A 14,970-nucleotide genomic window follows, 5' to 3' on the forward strand; every position below is an offset into this window, starting at 1 on the left:
TCAAATTAATTGGAATGAGTTCACCTTTTATGACAGGGTGATAGTTTTTCATTACGAAATCAGGAGAAAAGGTAATGTCAAATTTTTAATGATGAATTAGAAAACTCTGTCCATATTTATGGTAATTGTTCATTATTGGAACTGTATTCCTTTTTGAATATTAATAATATTTATTTGCACATTAAAATCTTTAATTTTATTTAATTATAACTTATGAGTATAATCAATAACATATTAAGTCTTAAAAATTTAGAACATTCAGAATTTATAAGGAGGTCTAGAATGGCATTTACACAATTGTTTGATTTAACAGGACAGACAGCAATGGTTACTGGAGGCGGTAGTGGCTTAGGGCGTGTAATGGCACTGGCTTTGGCTGAGGCCGGTGCAAATGTGATAGTTTGCTCACGTCGTATTGAAGTTTGTGAAGAAGTTGTGAAAGAAATCGAGGCGTTAGGAGGACAAGCTCTTGCCTTATCATTGGATATAACAGTCCCTGAATCTATCGCTCAAGGTGTGGAGATAGCAGTTTCTTATTTTGGGAAAATCGAAATTTTAGTCAACAGTAGCGGAACGGTTTTTGAAACGCCTGCTACGGACATGCCTCTAACACAATGGCAAGCTATGCTCGATACAAATGTGACAGGAACATTTTTAATGTGTCAGGCTGTAGGAAGACATATGATAGACAACGAATACGGAAAAATCATTAACATTTCTTCTTCAATCGGCTTTAAAGGTACTGACCCAGAAGCAGTAGATTCTGTAGGATATACAACAAGTAAGGGTGCAGTTATGACTTTAACGAAGGATCTTGCAGTTAAGTGGGGTCGCCATGGTGTACATGTGAATTCTATTGCTCCTGGAGTTTTCACTACTGGAATGAATAACCCAGAAATACCTGGAACACTTGTGCATAAGGCCGGTCCGATTATTGCCTCCCAAGTTCCAGTAAGGAGGTTAGGTAGAGACAAAGATTTAGTAGGAGCAGTTCTTTATTTTGCTTCAGCAGCTTCTGATTATTGTACAGGACAAATATTGACTCTTGATGGGGGACTTGGTGCTAAGTAAATCCCCAAAAAAATAATTAAACTTAATTCGTGAATATATCAAATTGAGGGTGTGAATTAGTAGAAGTTAAAAATAATCATTTCACTTAATTTTTATTATGAACACACTGAAAATGATAGATTCGCAATAGTTAATCAACTGATTATCGTAAGCGTTATCAATATGCTGGTTTTAAAAAATTGAAAGAGGGGATATAAATGGGAAACGTAAAAAATGTAAAAGAGGTAGTGGCATTTCATGCTAATAATATTTGTCCAGATGATTTACCTTGGATTCCTTATTTTGGAGATGCGAAGTTTAAATTACTTAAGGCCAACCCAGTAACTGGACAAACGGTTACGCTATTAAAAGTTCCTGCGGCTATGCAACTTCCTGCTCATTTTCACCCTGGTACGGTCATTGTTTATACTGTCCAAGGCACTTGGAGATATCTTGAGGATCCTTGGGTTTCTAAAGCTGGTGATGTCGTTTATGAGCCAGCTGGCTCTTCACATACACCTCAAGCTGTAGGGGATGAAGAAGTTATTACGCTTAATATTGTTGAAGGAACATTAGATTATTTAGGTGAGAATGGGGAAATTATTGCCAGAGATAATTGGGAGTCATTTTTGAAAAAATACCATGAGCATTGCGCAGCTGAAGGAATTGAACCGGTCGATGTGACTAAATTTTAAAAGATAGATTTGTAAAAAGAGAAGCTCGACGTTCACATGCGACGAGCTTCTCTTTTTGCTCTCTTAACTTTGAATAATTTTGGATTTAAGATGATGAATATATTTGTTGGCAAAAGTGGATAGATGTTTATTCTCTGATCGAACCATTCCTAAAGAAATATTTACAGTCCTATGATTCATCAAATCAACGGGAATGATATCACCATTGTTGACAGGGGGGTAATTTTTCATTACGAAATCAGGAGCAAATGTAATAGCTAAACTTTCGATGATGGCTTGGAGAACTCCATCCATATTGTTTGATGTAAATAGGATTTTTAAGGGTTTATATTTATTAAAGAAATCTTGAACAAAATACTGCATAAATTCACCTTTATATGTAACGAGAGTTTGATCAAGTATATCATGAGGAGTTATGGTACCAAGAAACGCTAAGGGAGAATGCTTAGAAACATATACTTTCTGTTTCCCTTCAAATAGTGTTTCAAAAGCTATTCCTTCCATATTTACATTTAAATCGGGCGAATATGTAATCAGTCCGATGTCGGTCTTATGCTGTCGAATATCTTCAATTACAGCATGTCCACTTTTTTCGGTAACCTCCACATTTACATGTGGATATTCATGTCTAAAAGCAGCTATAGCTTTTACTAGAAACGTCGTCAATCCGGGTAAAGAAGATAACCTTAGTTCTCCCGCTTCCATGGAGTTGAATGAGCTGGCTGTCTCCTTTATTTCTTCAATTTTTCTCAGTACTCCGTAGGCTAGTTTTAGAATGATTCTACCTTCATCGGTTGGTACAGCACCGTGTCCTCGTGAGCGATTAAGGATCTTAACCCCTAACTCCTTTTCTAAGCTGGAAATGGATTGGCTAATCGTAGATTGGGTCACATGAAGATTCTGTGCTGCTTTAGTCAGAGAACTGTGTTTTGAGACCTCAATAATATATACTAATTGCTCAATGTTCATGCCTGTCCCCCTTTTGAATATTAGTAACACTTACTTATACATTAAATTCTTTAATTTTATTTAATTATAATTTATAAGTATAATTAAAAACAATAATAGTATTTGTAAATTTGAGAATATTCTTAATATTAAAGATGTCTAGCATGTATTTAAAAAATTGTTTGGTTTAACGGGACAGACAGAAATAGTACTGAAGATAGTAGCAGGCTAATGGATCCTGAAAGTGTTTGTATCGGTAAAGGAAGATGCAAACGTTGTAGTATGTTCACGTCGTATAGAGGTTTATGAGAAATTTGTGAAAGAAATCGAAGTAGTAGGGAAACGAGCCCTTGTCCTGAAGTTGAATGTAACAGATTCTGAATCTGTTGTTCAAAGTAGGGATAAAGCAATTTCTAATTGCTCAACTGGATAAATAAAGCATGGGGAGGAGACGTATGACAACAGAAACTGTTTTAATTACAGGTGCTACAAAAGGAATCGGTTTGGAATTCGCTAAAATTTTCGCAGGTCATAGCTATAATTTAGTGTTAGTCGCCAGAGACGCAACGTTGCTGGAGCAACAAGCGGAGAATTTAAAAAAGGATTATGGTATGCAAGTAAATACTTTTGCTGGCGATTTAGGAAACTATACAACGGTAGAGAGCTTGCATCGATACTTGAAAACCGAGGGAATTGACATCGATATTTTGATTAATAATGCCGGAGCTGGCGGATTCGGACTCATGACGGAAGTGGATATTCAAAAGGAATTGGAATATCTGCAGCTCAATATGATTTCACTTACGTATTTAACCAGACTTTTTGCGGATGATATGGCGAAACGAAAGCAAGGTAAAATTTTAAATGTGGCTTCACTAGCGGCCTTTCAGCCAGTTCCACGAATGTCGATGTATGGAGCGAGTAAATCGTACGTCTTATCCTTTTCGGAAGCGATTGCTGAAGAACTGAAAGGAACCGGGGTTCAAGTCTCAGTACTATGTCCAAGTTTTACTAAAACAGCACTCACGCAGCAATTCGCCGGAGCAGGAACGAAAGTGTTCAATAAGAACATGTTGGATCCGCAAAAGGTTGCCAAGTGCGGCTTTGAAGGATTAATGAAGAATAAAAGGGTAATCATCCCGGGCTTTAAAAATCAACTCATGGCTAAATCTGTGGCTCTGCTGCCAAGGAAATGGGTAACCATCTATACTCGAAAACTTCTCGAGCAAAAAGTGTAAATAAACATAAAATTCCTATCTTTGAAAGAGTGAGAGTTTTTACACGTATCACCCTTATATAATTTCGGTGGTAAATTGCACAATCGTGCTTAATTTAGTTGAATAGCAAAACAGTGGCCATTCAATCTTTAAAGAGCGCTATCAAACCTTATACAATTTACGGAAAATATTATGCTTACGTTATGATTGGAGGCAGCTTCATGAAGCTGAAAAAAAATTTAAATGAATACAATCAATTCAAACGCGAAATGGAAATATCAGTGCAGAAATATGGATTAACTAACCAAAAAACCGTTGAATTCAGCCAAAAGTTAGATTTAGTGGTCAATGAATTTATGATGATACAATATTCCGAAGTAAACAAACAGGAGCAACTTGGTTAGTATCTTATGTCCAATAGATGTTTCTAGAAATCATCTTTATCATATAAAACTGATAAAAATTTTTCCGAAAGAAAGCACAATAATTGTAGGCAGGCAGAAAAAATAGTTAAAAGCCCTATAAAACAATTAAAAAATATTTCGATCTATTGGGATTAGATAATGGCAGAACAATTGAAGAAATGAAAGCCAGATAAACTTAAGAAGAAATTGACTCCACAGAGTAAAGATTACTGTGAAATATTAATGAAGGGGTGACGTTATGTGGGTCTGTACCTCACACATGAAAGAAACATTACTATTGCTAGAAATTCCTCATGTTAGCAAAGCTTCGTATCAAATTAAGTGTTCTCTTTGTGATAATCTTGCTACTGCAAAAGTTTATTATACTCACAGAACTTACCATTATACTAAAAAGCAAGTCATGGATTCTTTATCAAAATCTTCTCCTATTAAATCTGGTTAATTAATTTTTTGGAAATACGATGCATATCAACATATGAACAGATAGTCCAAGACTAGTTTGTAATTGATTCTAAAATAAACTGTAAAAGTTGTCCTCGTTAGTCCACAACTATGTTGTAATAATGAAAAGGAAGGAGATTGTTTCAAAAGTTCACTTGAAATGACTTTTTGGAGACACCTCTTGAAATGGACAACATAAATATTCTGTACCACGATAGGTTCTTTTGCTTGTTTTATACTCAATCCTCGTTTTTCCTACAAATAAAAAAGAGGTGAACCCGAGTAGCTATTCAGCTACTTTTGGGTTAACCTAATTAAGTAATAGTAGATTCTTCACAAAGCTCCCCACGATAAAACTAACAAAAATACAGCAAATAGCCAGCAGGCTACCAATAATTTTTTGAAGTTTGTATTTGTTTTAAGCAGCTTGGAATAAGAAACTGACATAACGGATTAATCGGTATCTAATAATGATGCTTGTACATGTTTTTTCCATTCGCTTAAATACAACTTCTCTTCTATAGGTAGTACAAAAGGCAACTGTGCAATCAATTCTAAACTATTTCCATCAGGATCATTAAAGTATATGGAGGCGTGTGCTAATTCTGGAAAAACGATTGGCTCAATGGGTTCCATTCCAAAGTCTTTTCGTGCTGAAATTCCTTTTTGATTTAGCCAATGTATCGCATTTTCTAAATCATGTAAGTTTACTTGGAAGGCAATATGTCGTAAGGATGGGTGGTAATTAACGTTGTATTCGGTTCCTTCCCAAAGACCGAGCCAACTTTCATTTTCTTTAATCCAAAAGAAAGCAATATCGTCGCTTCTTTTATACAATTTTAGTCCTAGTGCTGCGTAAAAGGGTATAGATACTTCTAAGCTACGGACGGGTAAATGTGCTTCGTAAAGACCTTTAATCATTGTAATCCTCCTAAGTAAAAATGTTTCTTATTTCATAGTAAACGATATTTTGTTAGTTTAAATCACAAATAAGATGGACATAAAATCATACGAAAGTATGAAAAAACAGCTCATATATGAGCTGTTTTCGTATAGTTTTTAGTTAACGCATTCATTCATTTTGAGTTTAACGAAAAGGATATTTTATATTAATATCCGAATCCGCCACCACCACCCCAACAGCTACATCCGATAATGATTAGAAGGATGAATAGTACGATAAGCAAAGCAAATCCACCGCCGAAACCAGCGCAACTACCACCAAAGCTCATGTTGTTTCCTCCCTTTTGGAAATTAATCTATATAATTCACGGACTACTATATACACTATGTTTTTTATATGGAAAACGAGCTAGTCTCAATTTATAATTAGACAAACGTCTGTGAGCTCATTTGGATTGCATGTTAGTGATATATGAATGAATCGTTATGCAATTCGTAATGTAGTCATTAAAAAAATAAAAATTGTAAAAAAAACCATTTTTATATTTTTTTATGAGGGAATATGTACTATAATTTTACAAGTAATATTATGGGAAAAGGGAGTTTTAGTACAGAGATGGAGATGGGACAATTACAAAATAAAATAGAAAACAAAAAGAAAGAACTAATTCAACTAGTTGCTAGACACGGATTGGATAACGATAAAGTTTTGTTATTTAGCCGAGATTTAGATATACTAATTAATAAGTTTATGAATATAAAAGATAAGGTACATAAATGAAGAATTCGTATTTTTGTAAATAAAGGAGAGAACAGTTATTGGAACATTTACAAGAGGAGTTATATAAACAAATAAAAGAAGAAAAAAGTACTGTTACAATTTTCTTAAAGAGTGGCGTTAGAATAATCGGAGAAATTGTTGGCATAGATAGATTTACAGTTTTAATGTTAGTAGATGGAAAGCAACAACTGATTTACAAGCAGGCAGTATCAACAATAATGAAATAAGACACTCAAAATGAGTGTCTTATTTCATTATATCTTGCAAGCTTCAACGTCAATGCCAGCAGCTAGTAATTTCTTTTCTCCATCTTGTTCAATAATTTTTTGTAATTTAGATAGGAAAGAATCAAAGTTTGTATGCTTTGCAACTTGGAATGTCATCTTATGCTCAATTGGTAGCCACGTATCTATATCGGCTTCGTTATGCTGAATTTTCACCTCAAGTTTATCGAGTGCGTTAGCAACTTTTGCTTCGTATGTTTCTTTCGCTTCAAATTCCATCCATAAATCATATAATTCCTCACCGAGAGAGCCTTTTAATGTTTGTTTAATATTTAAAATTGCTTCTTGTTCATTTTTTTGTTTTTGTAATTGTAATTCGCGACTATTCATTGTATCAAAGGCAGGGATATCACCAGCTTCAGCTTCGACAAGATCATGAATAATAACCATTTTAAGTAACTTTTCAATGTTTACTTTTTGGTCTAAATAAGGCTCAACTAAAATGGCCATTAAAGACATGCGCCACGTATGTTCAGCAACACTTTCTTGGCGTCCGTTAGAAAGCCAGCTATGTCGCATTTCGTATTTTAGTTTTTCTGCTAATGCAATGACTTGTAAAATGTTATGTTCCATTGTAATCCTCCTTATATTTCTACATCATAATTCTAATATAGAAATGAAATGTGTCAATTTTATGAGTATATTGCGATAAATAGATGATAAGCGTATAATAAATATCATATGTAAAAACGAATTATTAAAATAAAAAAATATTTTATAAAAATGTAAAAGGAAGGGCCGGAATATGGGAGACGAAAATCAAGTATTAGCTAGACCACAAAGAAAAAAAGGAAAGTTTGATATTTCTAGCCCGATTGGTATATTAGTAGGTTTCGCTATTGTAATAGCGGCAATCATGCTTGGTGGCGGTGGAGTAAAAGCTTTTAAAAACTTCTTAGATGTTTCATCCATTTTAATTGTCATAGGGGGAACGACAGCGACAATTGTTGTGGCATATCGATTTGGAGAAATAAAAAAATATACGAAGAGTATTTTTACTGTTTTACATAGAAGAGAAGAAGATTTAGAACAGTTAACGGATTTGTTTGTTGATTTTTCGAAAAAGTCTAAAAAACACGGCTTACTTTCTTTGGAAGTTGATGGAGAGCAAGTAGACAATCCTTTTATTCAAAAAGGGATTCAACTAATGTTAAGTGGTTATGATGAAGAAGAATTAAAAGAAGTGTTAATGAAAGATGTTGAAACAGAAGTGTACGAGTTAAGAAAAGGAGCAACATTATTAGATAAGATTGGTGATTTCGCTCCAGCTTGGGGAATGATAGGAACTTTAATTGGTCTTATCCTTATGCTTCAAAACTTGCAAGATACATCGCAAATTGGTACAGGGATGGCAGTGGCGATGTTAACGACATTATATGGATCTGTACTTGCGAATATGATTGCAATCCCTCTTGCTGAAAAGGTGTATCGTGGTATTGAGGATTTGTATACAGAGAAGAAGTTTATTATTGAAGCAATTTCAGAATTGTATCGTGGACAAATTCCTTCAAAATTAAAATTAAAACTTGATACATACGTATACGAAACAAAAATAAAAAAAGCAAAACGAGCAGCCTAATATTTCAAGGAGTGGTATGATGAAAACAAGACCGCAAAAGGGATCGCCTCGTTGGATGACAACTTTTACAGATTTAACGATGTTATTATTAACTTTCTTTGTATTACTAGTTGCTACATCAAAGCAAGATACAGTAAAATTATCAAAGATGCTTGAAAAGTTTAGTAATGCGGAACAAGTAGATGCAAAAGTAATGGAAAATACAATACCAGATATTTCACATGAAAAAAGTGACGAGAAAACGGTCTCAAAAAAGCGAATGGACGAATTATATAAAAAGTTAAAAGCATATGTAGATAATAATGGTATTAGTCAAGTGAATGTATATCGAGAGGATACAGGGGTAAGCATCGTTATTGTAGATAATTTAATATTTGATACGGGCGATGCGAACGTTAAACCAGAAGCAAAAGAGATAATAAGTCAATTAGTTGGCTTCTTTCAATCGGTACCAAATCCGATTGTTGTGGAAGGACATACAGATAGTAGACCCATTCATAATGAGAAATTCCCTTCTAACTGGGAATTATCTTCAGCACGAGCGGCGAATATGATTCACCACTTAATCGAAGTATATAATGTGGATAAAAAAAGGTTAGCTGCAGTAGGCTATGCAGATACAAAACCAGTTGTACCAAATGATTCACCGCAAAACTGGGAGAAAAACCGTCGCGTTGTCATTTATATAAAAGAATAGTATATTTTTATTTTAGTAATAAAATAATAAAAATACAGAATTTCTTTTAAAAAAATATTAAATTTTATCGTTTTATTTTGTATAATGAGTGAGAATGATAAGGTCAAATATTAAGATATATTTATACATAGAAGGAGAGAACCGAAAAGAATGGCACATAAAATTTTAGTTGTAGACGATGCAATGTTTATGCGAACGATGATTAAAAACTTATTAAAGAGTAATTCTGAATTTGAAGTTATCGGGGAAGCAGAGAATGGAATAGAAGCGATTCAAAAGTATAAAGAACTTCAACCTGATATTGTAACATTAGATATTACTATGCCAGAAATGGACGGACTTGAAGCATTAAAAGAAATTATGAAAATTGACTCAAGTGCAAAAGTTGTTATTTGTTCTGCAATGGGGCAACAAGGTATGGTATTAGATGCAATTAAGGGTGGGGCAAAAGACTTTATTGTAAAGCCATTCCAAGCGGATCGTGTAATCGAAGCTTTAACAAAAGTAGCGAACAGCTAATATAGAAGGGTGCCACAAGGAATCAAAACAGTGAAAGCGGATAGATGTGTGGCCCCCTTTTTTATCATTTTAAAACACTAAATTGTTATACATAAATGAAATGTTTGTTAGACAGGTAGGGGATTCAAATGCAAACAGATCTATTAAATATATTTTTTGAAGAATCAGAAGAACATTTACAATCGCTAAATGAAAATGTGCTAATTTTAGAACAGAACCCTGCTGATATGGGTGTAGTAGGAGAAATATTCCGCTCTGCTCATACATTTAAAGGTATGTCTGCGAGTATGGAATTTACAGAAATGGCGGATTTAACGCATAAGATGGAAAATGTCTTAGATGAAATTCGTCATGGGAATATATTGGTAAATGTAAATATTATTGATGTGATTTTTGAGTGCATTGATAATTTAGAGAAGATGGTTGCAGATGTGCAACAAGGCGGAATGGGTAATATTGATGTTGCATCAACTAAGCAGAAGTTAGAAGCGTTATTGAACGGGAATGTAGAGGCTTCTATGGAACAAATAACGCAAGATAATATAAATAATGATGATGCAGTTTCGCATGAAGTACATATAACTGTTGAACAACAAGCTATTTTAAAAGCAGTACGTGCCATTATGTGTATTGAAGCACTGCAAAATTTAGGTGATATACAAAAAACAGTTCCAAGTATTGAGGAAATCGAAGCGGATGCTTTCGGATTTGAGTTCACAGTATTTATGGGTACCGATCGTAGCATAGAAGAATTGAAGCAAGTAGTGCTCCATGTTTCTGAAATAGAGAAAGTAGAAGTGAAGCAAGGAAGCCCTACAAGACAAGAAGTCGTTACACAAGAGGTTGTGCATGTAGAAGAAATGATACAACGGGCTGTGGTTACACAGATGGAATCACCGACAGAGGCGGCGAAGCAACCAGCAAGTGCTACGCCAGCTAAAAGCACTGCGAAAACGAAAAACTCTAAAGGCGAGAATCGCTCTATTCGTGTTCAATTAGAGAAAATTGAAAGATTAATGAATATGTTTGAAGAAAGTGTAATTGAGCGTGGACGCATTGATGAATTGGCACAAACGATTCAAAATAAGGAATTAATTGAGCATTTAAATGGATTAGGAGATATATCCAAAGACATTCAAAATGTACTACTGAACATGCGTATGGTGCCGATTGAAACGGTCTTCAATCGTTTCCCGCGAATGGTACGTATGTTAGCGAAAGAGTTAGGGAAAAAAATCGATTTGCAAATTACAGGTGAGGATACTGAAGTTGATAAAATTGTTATTGATGAAATCGGAGATCCACTCGTTCATTTAATTCGTAATGCGATTGATCATGGTGTTGAGACTATTGAAAAACGCCGTGATGCTGGTAAAAATGAGACAGGCACTATTAAATTAGAAGCGTTTCATAGTGGGAATCATGTCGTTATTCAAATTACGGATGATGGAAACGGTATTTATAAAGAAAAAGTATTAGAAAAAGCAATTAAAAATGGTGTTGTAACAGAAGCAGAAGCAAATAAATTAACGGACCGTGAAGTGTTTGATTTAATCTTCCAACCAGGATTTAGTACAGCCGAAGTAGTATCGGATCTTTCAGGACGAGGAGTTGGATTAGATGTTGTGAAACATACAATCCATAGTCTAGGCGGACATTTAATTATTGATTCTGAGGAAGGAAAAGGAAGTACATTTAGAATTGAACTTCCGTTAACGTTGTCTATTATTCAATCGATGCTTGTTCAAACAAATGATACACGTTATGCCTTACCTCTTGGTAATATTGTCGAAGCGATTCGAATTAAGAGAGAGGATATCCAATCCTTACAAGGAAAAGATGTGTTAAACTATCGCGATCAGATTATTGAAGTGAAGCATTTAAGTACTGTATTTGGTGAAAAAACAGTAGATGAGGCGTTTGCGTCATATGATAGTCAAATGGTTCCTGTGTTAATTGTTCGTAATACACATCGCAGCTATGGACTTATTGTAAACACAATTATCGGTCAAAGAGAAATAGTCTTAAAGTCATTAGGTGACTTCTTTGCAGAGAGTTCTAACTATTTCTCTGGCGCGACGATTCTCGGTGACGGACGAGTGGTCCTCATTTTAAACCCAGAAGGTTTATAATAGGAATGAAGGAAAGCCCCCCACTTGTATACAATTGGGGGGCTTTTTGGCTAATCGTTACTATTAAAACATGCAAACATAGAAATAAATACATATTAATATTTTATGTAATAAGTTTGTCAAAATATAATGAGTGAAATAAATTGAGAATTTATCCCACTATATGTGAGGTGGGAGTCGGTCTCTCCTTAAACGCTCGATTGGTGTGGGATGAAAAGACACCCAATGATTAAAGTTTCACTTTATATCATTTGATAGAAAAACAGAAATGAGGAGGCAGGAAAAATGCCTAAGCAACATACAAAAGGGGATACGAGCACAAGTGTGCTAGAGAAAGAAAAAGAGCATTTAACGCCTCAAGAATGCGATATTCTTGGTGAAATCGCAAATATATCATTTGGTTCAGCTTCGACAGTATTATCAACAATTTTGAATAGGCAAGTAAGTATAACGGCTCCTCATGTAGAGTTAGTAGATTTATATGATACAAGAGATGTTGAGATTCCGCATGTCGTACTAAATATTCATTTTACAAATGGATTAGATATGGAAAATCTTCTTGTACTCAAGCAAGATGTTGCTTTATCTATTGCTGATTTAATGATGATGGGGACAGGTGAAGTGGAAGAAGGGAAAGAACTTGGTGAATTAGAGCTAAGTGCAGTACAAGAAGCGATGAATCAAATGATGGGATTCGCCGCAACGTCTATGTCGGAATTCTTCCAAGATACAGTAGATATGTCTCCGCCGACAATTAAAGTTGTAAAGCTATCAGAAGAGATGGAGAAAATCTCTGGCAGTGATGGGAATAATACGATCGTTAAAGTATCGTTTGATTTAAAGATAGATAATCTTGTAAACTCTAAACTTGTACAAATTGTTTCAGTTGAACATGTGAAACAAATGGTAAATAAATTAATGCAATTATCTAGTGAAGTAGAAGAAAAAGATGAACCAGCGGAAGTGTTGAAAACTGAGGTTGTAGAGGAACATATTGAAAAAGAGCAATTAACACAAGAAGAGAAAGATGTACTTGGTGAAATTGCGAACATTTCAATTGGCTCTGCCTCAACGGTATTATCTACACTTTTAAATCAGCCAGTTACGATTAGTACACCACATGTGGAAGCAATTAATGTGCGTCATTATGATGGAGTGCCCGTTCCGTTTGTTATTTTAAATGTCGATTTTGTTGAAGGACTAAAGAATGAGAACATGTTCGTATTTACGAAAGATGTTGCTTTGACAATGGTAGATTTGATGATGATGGGAACAGGGGAAATTGACCCTGAAAAAGAGCTTAGTGAATTAGAGCTAAGCGGTATTAAAGAGATTATGAACCAAATGATGGGACATGCAGCAACAGCGATGTCAGAAATATTTAAAGAAAAAATGGACATGACGCCGCCAAATGTTAAATTTGTTACGTTAAAAGAAGAAATGGAGTACTTGGGAGAAGCAATGGTAGTAGACGAACTCGTCCAAATTACGTTCAACCTTGAAATTGGTGATCTTCTTCAATCGAAAATGTATCAAATTTTACCGATTGGAGAAGCGAAAGAAATGGTAAGACGACTTTTGTATCCAATGGTGGAAGAGGAAGAAGAGATTGCCCCGGAAGAAATTGAAGAAGAGATTGTGGAACCTGTTGTTCAACCAATTGAATTTAAAGAAGTGAAAGAAATTGAGCCAGTGTATATGGATACGTCCCTTCTACAAAATGTAGAAATGAATGTTAAATTTGTATTTGGAAGTACAGTGAAAACGATTCAAGATATATTAAGTTTACAAGAAAATGAAGCGGTTGTACTGGATGAAGATATTGATGAACCGATTCGTATTTATGTAAATGATGTATTAGTGGCATATGGTGAACTTGTGAATGTAGATGGATTTTTCGGAGTGAAAGTGACGAAAACGCTGTAAGGCGTTGAAATAGGAGTTTGAACAAGTAGATGAAAAACGTAAAGTTTTTTCTAGTTTGCTGGCTATGTATACACGTGTGCTTGTTCTTCCCTTTGCAAAGTCAGGCGGAAGAACAAATTGAGCCAGAGCAAAAAACAAATGAAGTGAACGTGCAAGAAGAAAGTAAGGAAGTTCAAAAACAGCCAGAACGAGTGGAAATGAATCAAGGTGAAGATGAACAAAAAGAAGTAGAAAGTGAACAAGAGAATGAAAGAAAGATAGAAACGGATCAAGGGGTTATTACAGTAAATAAGCAGGAACTAAAAGTTGGCGAAGAAGTGCGAATTGCTGTAGAACCAAATAAGAAAAACATCCAAAGTATGACAGGTATACTGCAGTTGCAAAAAAATGGTGAGCAGTATGCACAAGAAAGAATGCTATCTTTTGAGTATGAAGAAGAAACGAATCTATGGATTGCTAACTATAAGGTCGGAAGCTTTGATTTGCAAGGTGATTGGAACCTTCAGCTTGTTCAAAGGTATAAGGAGAATGAGAAGGAAGAGCTTCTAGAAAATGAAGTGAAAGTTCCACTCGTTCGTATTAAAAATGAAACGCCAACTATAGATAAAGAATTGCCGAAGTTACATACAGTTACTATTGATGAAGCGAAAGAGAACTTAATTGAACGGAAACAGGGAGATTCTATACATATACGAGTGAAAGCGTCAGATATAGAATCGGTTGTGAAAGAAGCTCGCGTTATATTAAAAGGGAAAGAAGATAAAGAGATTACTTTTTTATTAGATTACAATAAGCGCGACAGGGATTGGCAAAAAGTATTTGAAATAACGGATGAGTTGCCAATTGGACCATACAAACTATTTGTGGAAATAATAGATGTGGCAGGAAATAAAATTGTGGTGGAAAGTGAATACATCGTTTCTGTTTTGGAACAAAAAATAGAAGATAGTAAAAAAACAGAAGAACAAGAGAATCAAAATAAATTAGAAGATAAGAAAGAAACTGAGGAGCCGGAAGATTCGAAAGTAGAGACCACGCTTCCAGAAGAAAAACTGCCAGGTGTTCAAATTCCAAAGCAAAATGAGAAAGAGAAAGAAGAAATCAACAACGTTATAAAAGGGCCATTGACAGATGATAAGCAAGTAAGTAATGTGAAGGCTCAAAAAGAAAAAACAAACAAAAATAACAATCAAGTCGTTTCAAAAAAGACAGAAAAAATAGAAGAACCGCAAGAGAAAAAGGAAGAAAAAAGTGAACAGGATGTACAAGCTTCCAATGTATTTGCTATAATGTCAGGTTTATTCGTATTGTTTTTAGTTTTAAAAAGTAATAAAGAATGGGGCTAATTATTTCATAGTAGTGGAGGCGCTTAA

Annotated in this window: 17 protein-coding genes; 13 read left to right on the forward strand and 4 right to left on the reverse strand. The window is 34.7% G+C overall.

Annotation, left to right across the window (positions count from 1 at the left end; translation table 11 throughout):
* The first annotated feature begins 282 nt into the window (after positions 1 to 282).
* Together COI75_RS15650 and COI75_RS15655 are read left to right on the forward strand one after the other, a co-directional pair.
* Positions 283 to 1,071, forward strand: a complete 789-nt coding sequence (locus COI75_RS15650; RefSeq protein ID WP_000896115.1) for an SDR family NAD(P)-dependent oxidoreductase — start codon at positions 283 to 285, stop codon at positions 1,069 to 1,071.
* A gap of 197 nt (positions 1,072 to 1,268) precedes the next feature.
* Positions 1,269 to 1,745, forward strand: a complete 477-nt coding sequence (locus COI75_RS15655; RefSeq protein WP_000528732.1) for a 2,4'-dihydroxyacetophenone dioxygenase family protein — start codon at positions 1,269 to 1,271, stop codon at positions 1,743 to 1,745.
* A gap of 63 nt (positions 1,746 to 1,808) precedes the next feature.
* Here COI75_RS15655 and COI75_RS15660 read toward each other — a convergent pair whose 3' ends face one another.
* A complete protein-coding gene (locus COI75_RS15660) occupies positions 1,809 to 2,714 on the reverse strand; it encodes a LysR family transcriptional regulator (RefSeq protein WP_001019663.1) in 906 nt (301 codons plus the stop codon).
* 223 nt (positions 2,715 to 2,937) lie between these two features.
* Here COI75_RS15660 and COI75_RS15665 point away from each other — a divergent pair, with 223 nt between their 5' ends.
* The 3 genes from COI75_RS15665 (at position 2,938) to COI75_RS15675 (ending at position 4,314) form a co-directional block, all read left to right on the forward strand.
* The gene (locus COI75_RS15665) at positions 2,938 to 3,126 is read left to right on the forward strand and encodes a hypothetical protein (RefSeq protein WP_000498153.1); all 189 of its coding nucleotides are present in this window, start codon (positions 2,938 to 2,940) and stop codon (positions 3,124 to 3,126) included.
* Positions 3,127 to 3,148: 22 nt separating this feature from the next.
* Positions 3,149 to 3,931 carry an SDR family NAD(P)-dependent oxidoreductase gene (locus tag COI75_RS15670; protein ID WP_000206289.1) on the forward strand — a complete coding sequence of 261 codons (783 nt, stop codon included), beginning with the start codon at positions 3,149 to 3,151 and terminating at the stop codon, positions 3,929 to 3,931.
* A gap of 200 nt (positions 3,932 to 4,131) precedes the next feature.
* Positions 4,132 to 4,314, forward strand: coding sequence for an aspartyl-phosphate phosphatase Spo0E family protein (locus COI75_RS15675; RefSeq protein WP_000768569.1), 183 nt, complete (start codon positions 4,132 to 4,134; stop codon positions 4,312 to 4,314).
* Between the two features lie 915 nt (positions 4,315 to 5,229).
* On the opposite strand, the gene COI75_RS15685 is transcribed toward COI75_RS15675, so the two are convergent.
* Together COI75_RS15685 and COI75_RS15690 are read right to left on the reverse strand one after the other, a co-directional pair.
* A complete protein-coding gene (locus tag COI75_RS15685; protein WP_000589716.1) occupies positions 5,230 to 5,697 on the reverse strand; it encodes a VOC family protein in 468 nt (155 codons plus the stop codon).
* Positions 5,698 to 5,885: 188 nt separating this feature from the next.
* Positions 5,886 to 6,008, reverse strand: coding sequence for a YjcZ family sporulation protein (locus tag COI75_RS15690; RefSeq protein ID WP_000007806.1), 123 nt, complete (start codon positions 6,006 to 6,008; stop codon positions 5,886 to 5,888).
* Positions 6,009 to 6,241: 233 nt separating this feature from the next.
* Between COI75_RS15690 and COI75_RS15695 the strand changes: the two genes are divergently transcribed.
* A complete protein-coding gene (locus tag COI75_RS15695) occupies positions 6,242 to 6,460 on the forward strand; it encodes an aspartyl-phosphate phosphatase Spo0E family protein (protein ID WP_000291698.1) in 219 nt (72 codons plus the stop codon).
* 38 nt (positions 6,461 to 6,498) lie between these two features.
* Positions 6,499 to 6,687, forward strand: a complete 189-nt coding sequence (hfq, locus tag COI75_RS15700; protein WP_098380387.1) for an RNA chaperone Hfq — start codon at positions 6,499 to 6,501, stop codon at positions 6,685 to 6,687.
* Between the two features lie 27 nt (positions 6,688 to 6,714).
* Here hfq and COI75_RS15705 read toward each other — a convergent pair whose 3' ends face one another.
* A complete protein-coding gene (locus COI75_RS15705; RefSeq protein ID WP_000400776.1) occupies positions 6,715 to 7,317 on the reverse strand; it encodes an HD domain-containing protein in 603 nt (200 codons plus the stop codon).
* A 172-nt stretch (positions 7,318 to 7,489) separates the two neighbouring features.
* Here COI75_RS15705 and COI75_RS15710 point away from each other — a divergent pair, with 172 nt between their 5' ends.
* The 6 genes from COI75_RS15710 (at position 7,490) to COI75_RS15735 (ending at position 14,943) form a co-directional block, all read left to right on the forward strand.
* Positions 7,490 to 8,323: a flagellar motor protein MotP gene (locus COI75_RS15710; RefSeq protein ID WP_000502154.1), complete on the forward strand. Its 834-nt coding sequence runs from the start codon at positions 7,490 to 7,492 to the stop codon at positions 8,321 to 8,323.
* Positions 8,324 to 8,342: 19 nt separating this feature from the next.
* Positions 8,343 to 9,020 (forward strand): OmpA family protein, encoded by a 678-nt coding sequence (locus COI75_RS15715; RefSeq protein ID WP_000857679.1) that lies wholly within the window; start codon positions 8,343 to 8,345, stop codon positions 9,018 to 9,020.
* A 150-nt stretch (positions 9,021 to 9,170) separates the two neighbouring features.
* Positions 9,171 to 9,539, forward strand: a complete 369-nt coding sequence (locus COI75_RS15720) for a response regulator (RefSeq protein ID WP_000940573.1) — start codon at positions 9,171 to 9,173, stop codon at positions 9,537 to 9,539.
* A 128-nt stretch (positions 9,540 to 9,667) separates the two neighbouring features.
* Positions 9,668 to 11,671, forward strand: coding sequence for a chemotaxis protein CheA (locus tag COI75_RS15725; protein ID WP_098380388.1), 2,004 nt, complete (start codon positions 9,668 to 9,670; stop codon positions 11,669 to 11,671).
* 285 nt (positions 11,672 to 11,956) lie between these two features.
* Positions 11,957 to 13,597, forward strand: coding sequence for a flagellar motor switch protein (locus tag COI75_RS15730; protein ID WP_098380389.1), 1,641 nt, complete (start codon positions 11,957 to 11,959; stop codon positions 13,595 to 13,597).
* Between the two features lie 29 nt (positions 13,598 to 13,626).
* Entirely contained in the window at positions 13,627 to 14,943 is a 1,317-nt protein-coding gene (locus tag COI75_RS15735) for a transglycosylase (protein WP_098380390.1), read from the forward strand.
* The last annotated feature ends 27 nt before the right edge of the window (positions 14,944 to 14,970 follow it).

Origin of the sequence: Bacillus cereus (assembly GCF_002564555.1) — a bacterium.
GTDB lineage: Bacteria > Bacillota > Bacilli > Bacillales > Bacillaceae_G > Bacillus_A > Bacillus_A cereus_K.

Coding starts and splice junctions, on each gene's coding strand:
- COI75_RS15685 (WP_000589716.1), bottom strand. CDS start 5,697: ATGATTAAAGGTCTTTACGAAGCACATTTACCCGTCCGTAGCTTAGAA.
- COI75_RS15730 (WP_098380389.1), top strand. CDS start 11,957: ATGCCTAAGCAACATACAAAAGGGGATACGAGCACAAGTGTGCTAGAG.
- COI75_RS15650 (WP_000896115.1), top strand. CDS start 283: ATGGCATTTACACAATTGTTTGATTTAACAGGACAGACAGCAATGGTT.
- COI75_RS15690 (WP_000007806.1), bottom strand. CDS start 6,008: ATGAGCTTTGGTGGTAGTTGCGCTGGTTTCGGCGGTGGATTTGCTTTG.
- COI75_RS15705 (WP_000400776.1), bottom strand. CDS start 7,317: ATGGAACATAACATTTTACAAGTCATTGCATTAGCAGAAAAACTAAAA.
- COI75_RS15675 (WP_000768569.1), top strand. CDS start 4,132: ATGAAGCTGAAAAAAAATTTAAATGAATACAATCAATTCAAACGCGAA.
- COI75_RS15735 (WP_098380390.1), top strand. CDS start 13,627: ATGAAAAACGTAAAGTTTTTTCTAGTTTGCTGGCTATGTATACACGTG.
- COI75_RS15710 (WP_000502154.1), top strand. CDS start 7,490: ATGGGAGACGAAAATCAAGTATTAGCTAGACCACAAAGAAAAAAAGGA.
- COI75_RS15670 (WP_000206289.1), top strand. CDS start 3,149: ATGACAACAGAAACTGTTTTAATTACAGGTGCTACAAAAGGAATCGGT.
- COI75_RS15655 (WP_000528732.1), top strand. CDS start 1,269: ATGGGAAACGTAAAAAATGTAAAAGAGGTAGTGGCATTTCATGCTAAT.
- COI75_RS15725 (WP_098380388.1), top strand. CDS start 9,668: ATGCAAACAGATCTATTAAATATATTTTTTGAAGAATCAGAAGAACAT.
- COI75_RS15720 (WP_000940573.1), top strand. CDS start 9,171: ATGGCACATAAAATTTTAGTTGTAGACGATGCAATGTTTATGCGAACG.
- COI75_RS15660 (WP_001019663.1), bottom strand. CDS start 2,714: ATGAACATTGAGCAATTAGTATATATTATTGAGGTCTCAAAACACAGT.
- COI75_RS15715 (WP_000857679.1), top strand. CDS start 8,343: ATGAAAACAAGACCGCAAAAGGGATCGCCTCGTTGGATGACAACTTTT.
- COI75_RS15695 (WP_000291698.1), top strand. CDS start 6,242: ATGTACTATAATTTTACAAGTAATATTATGGGAAAAGGGAGTTTTAGT.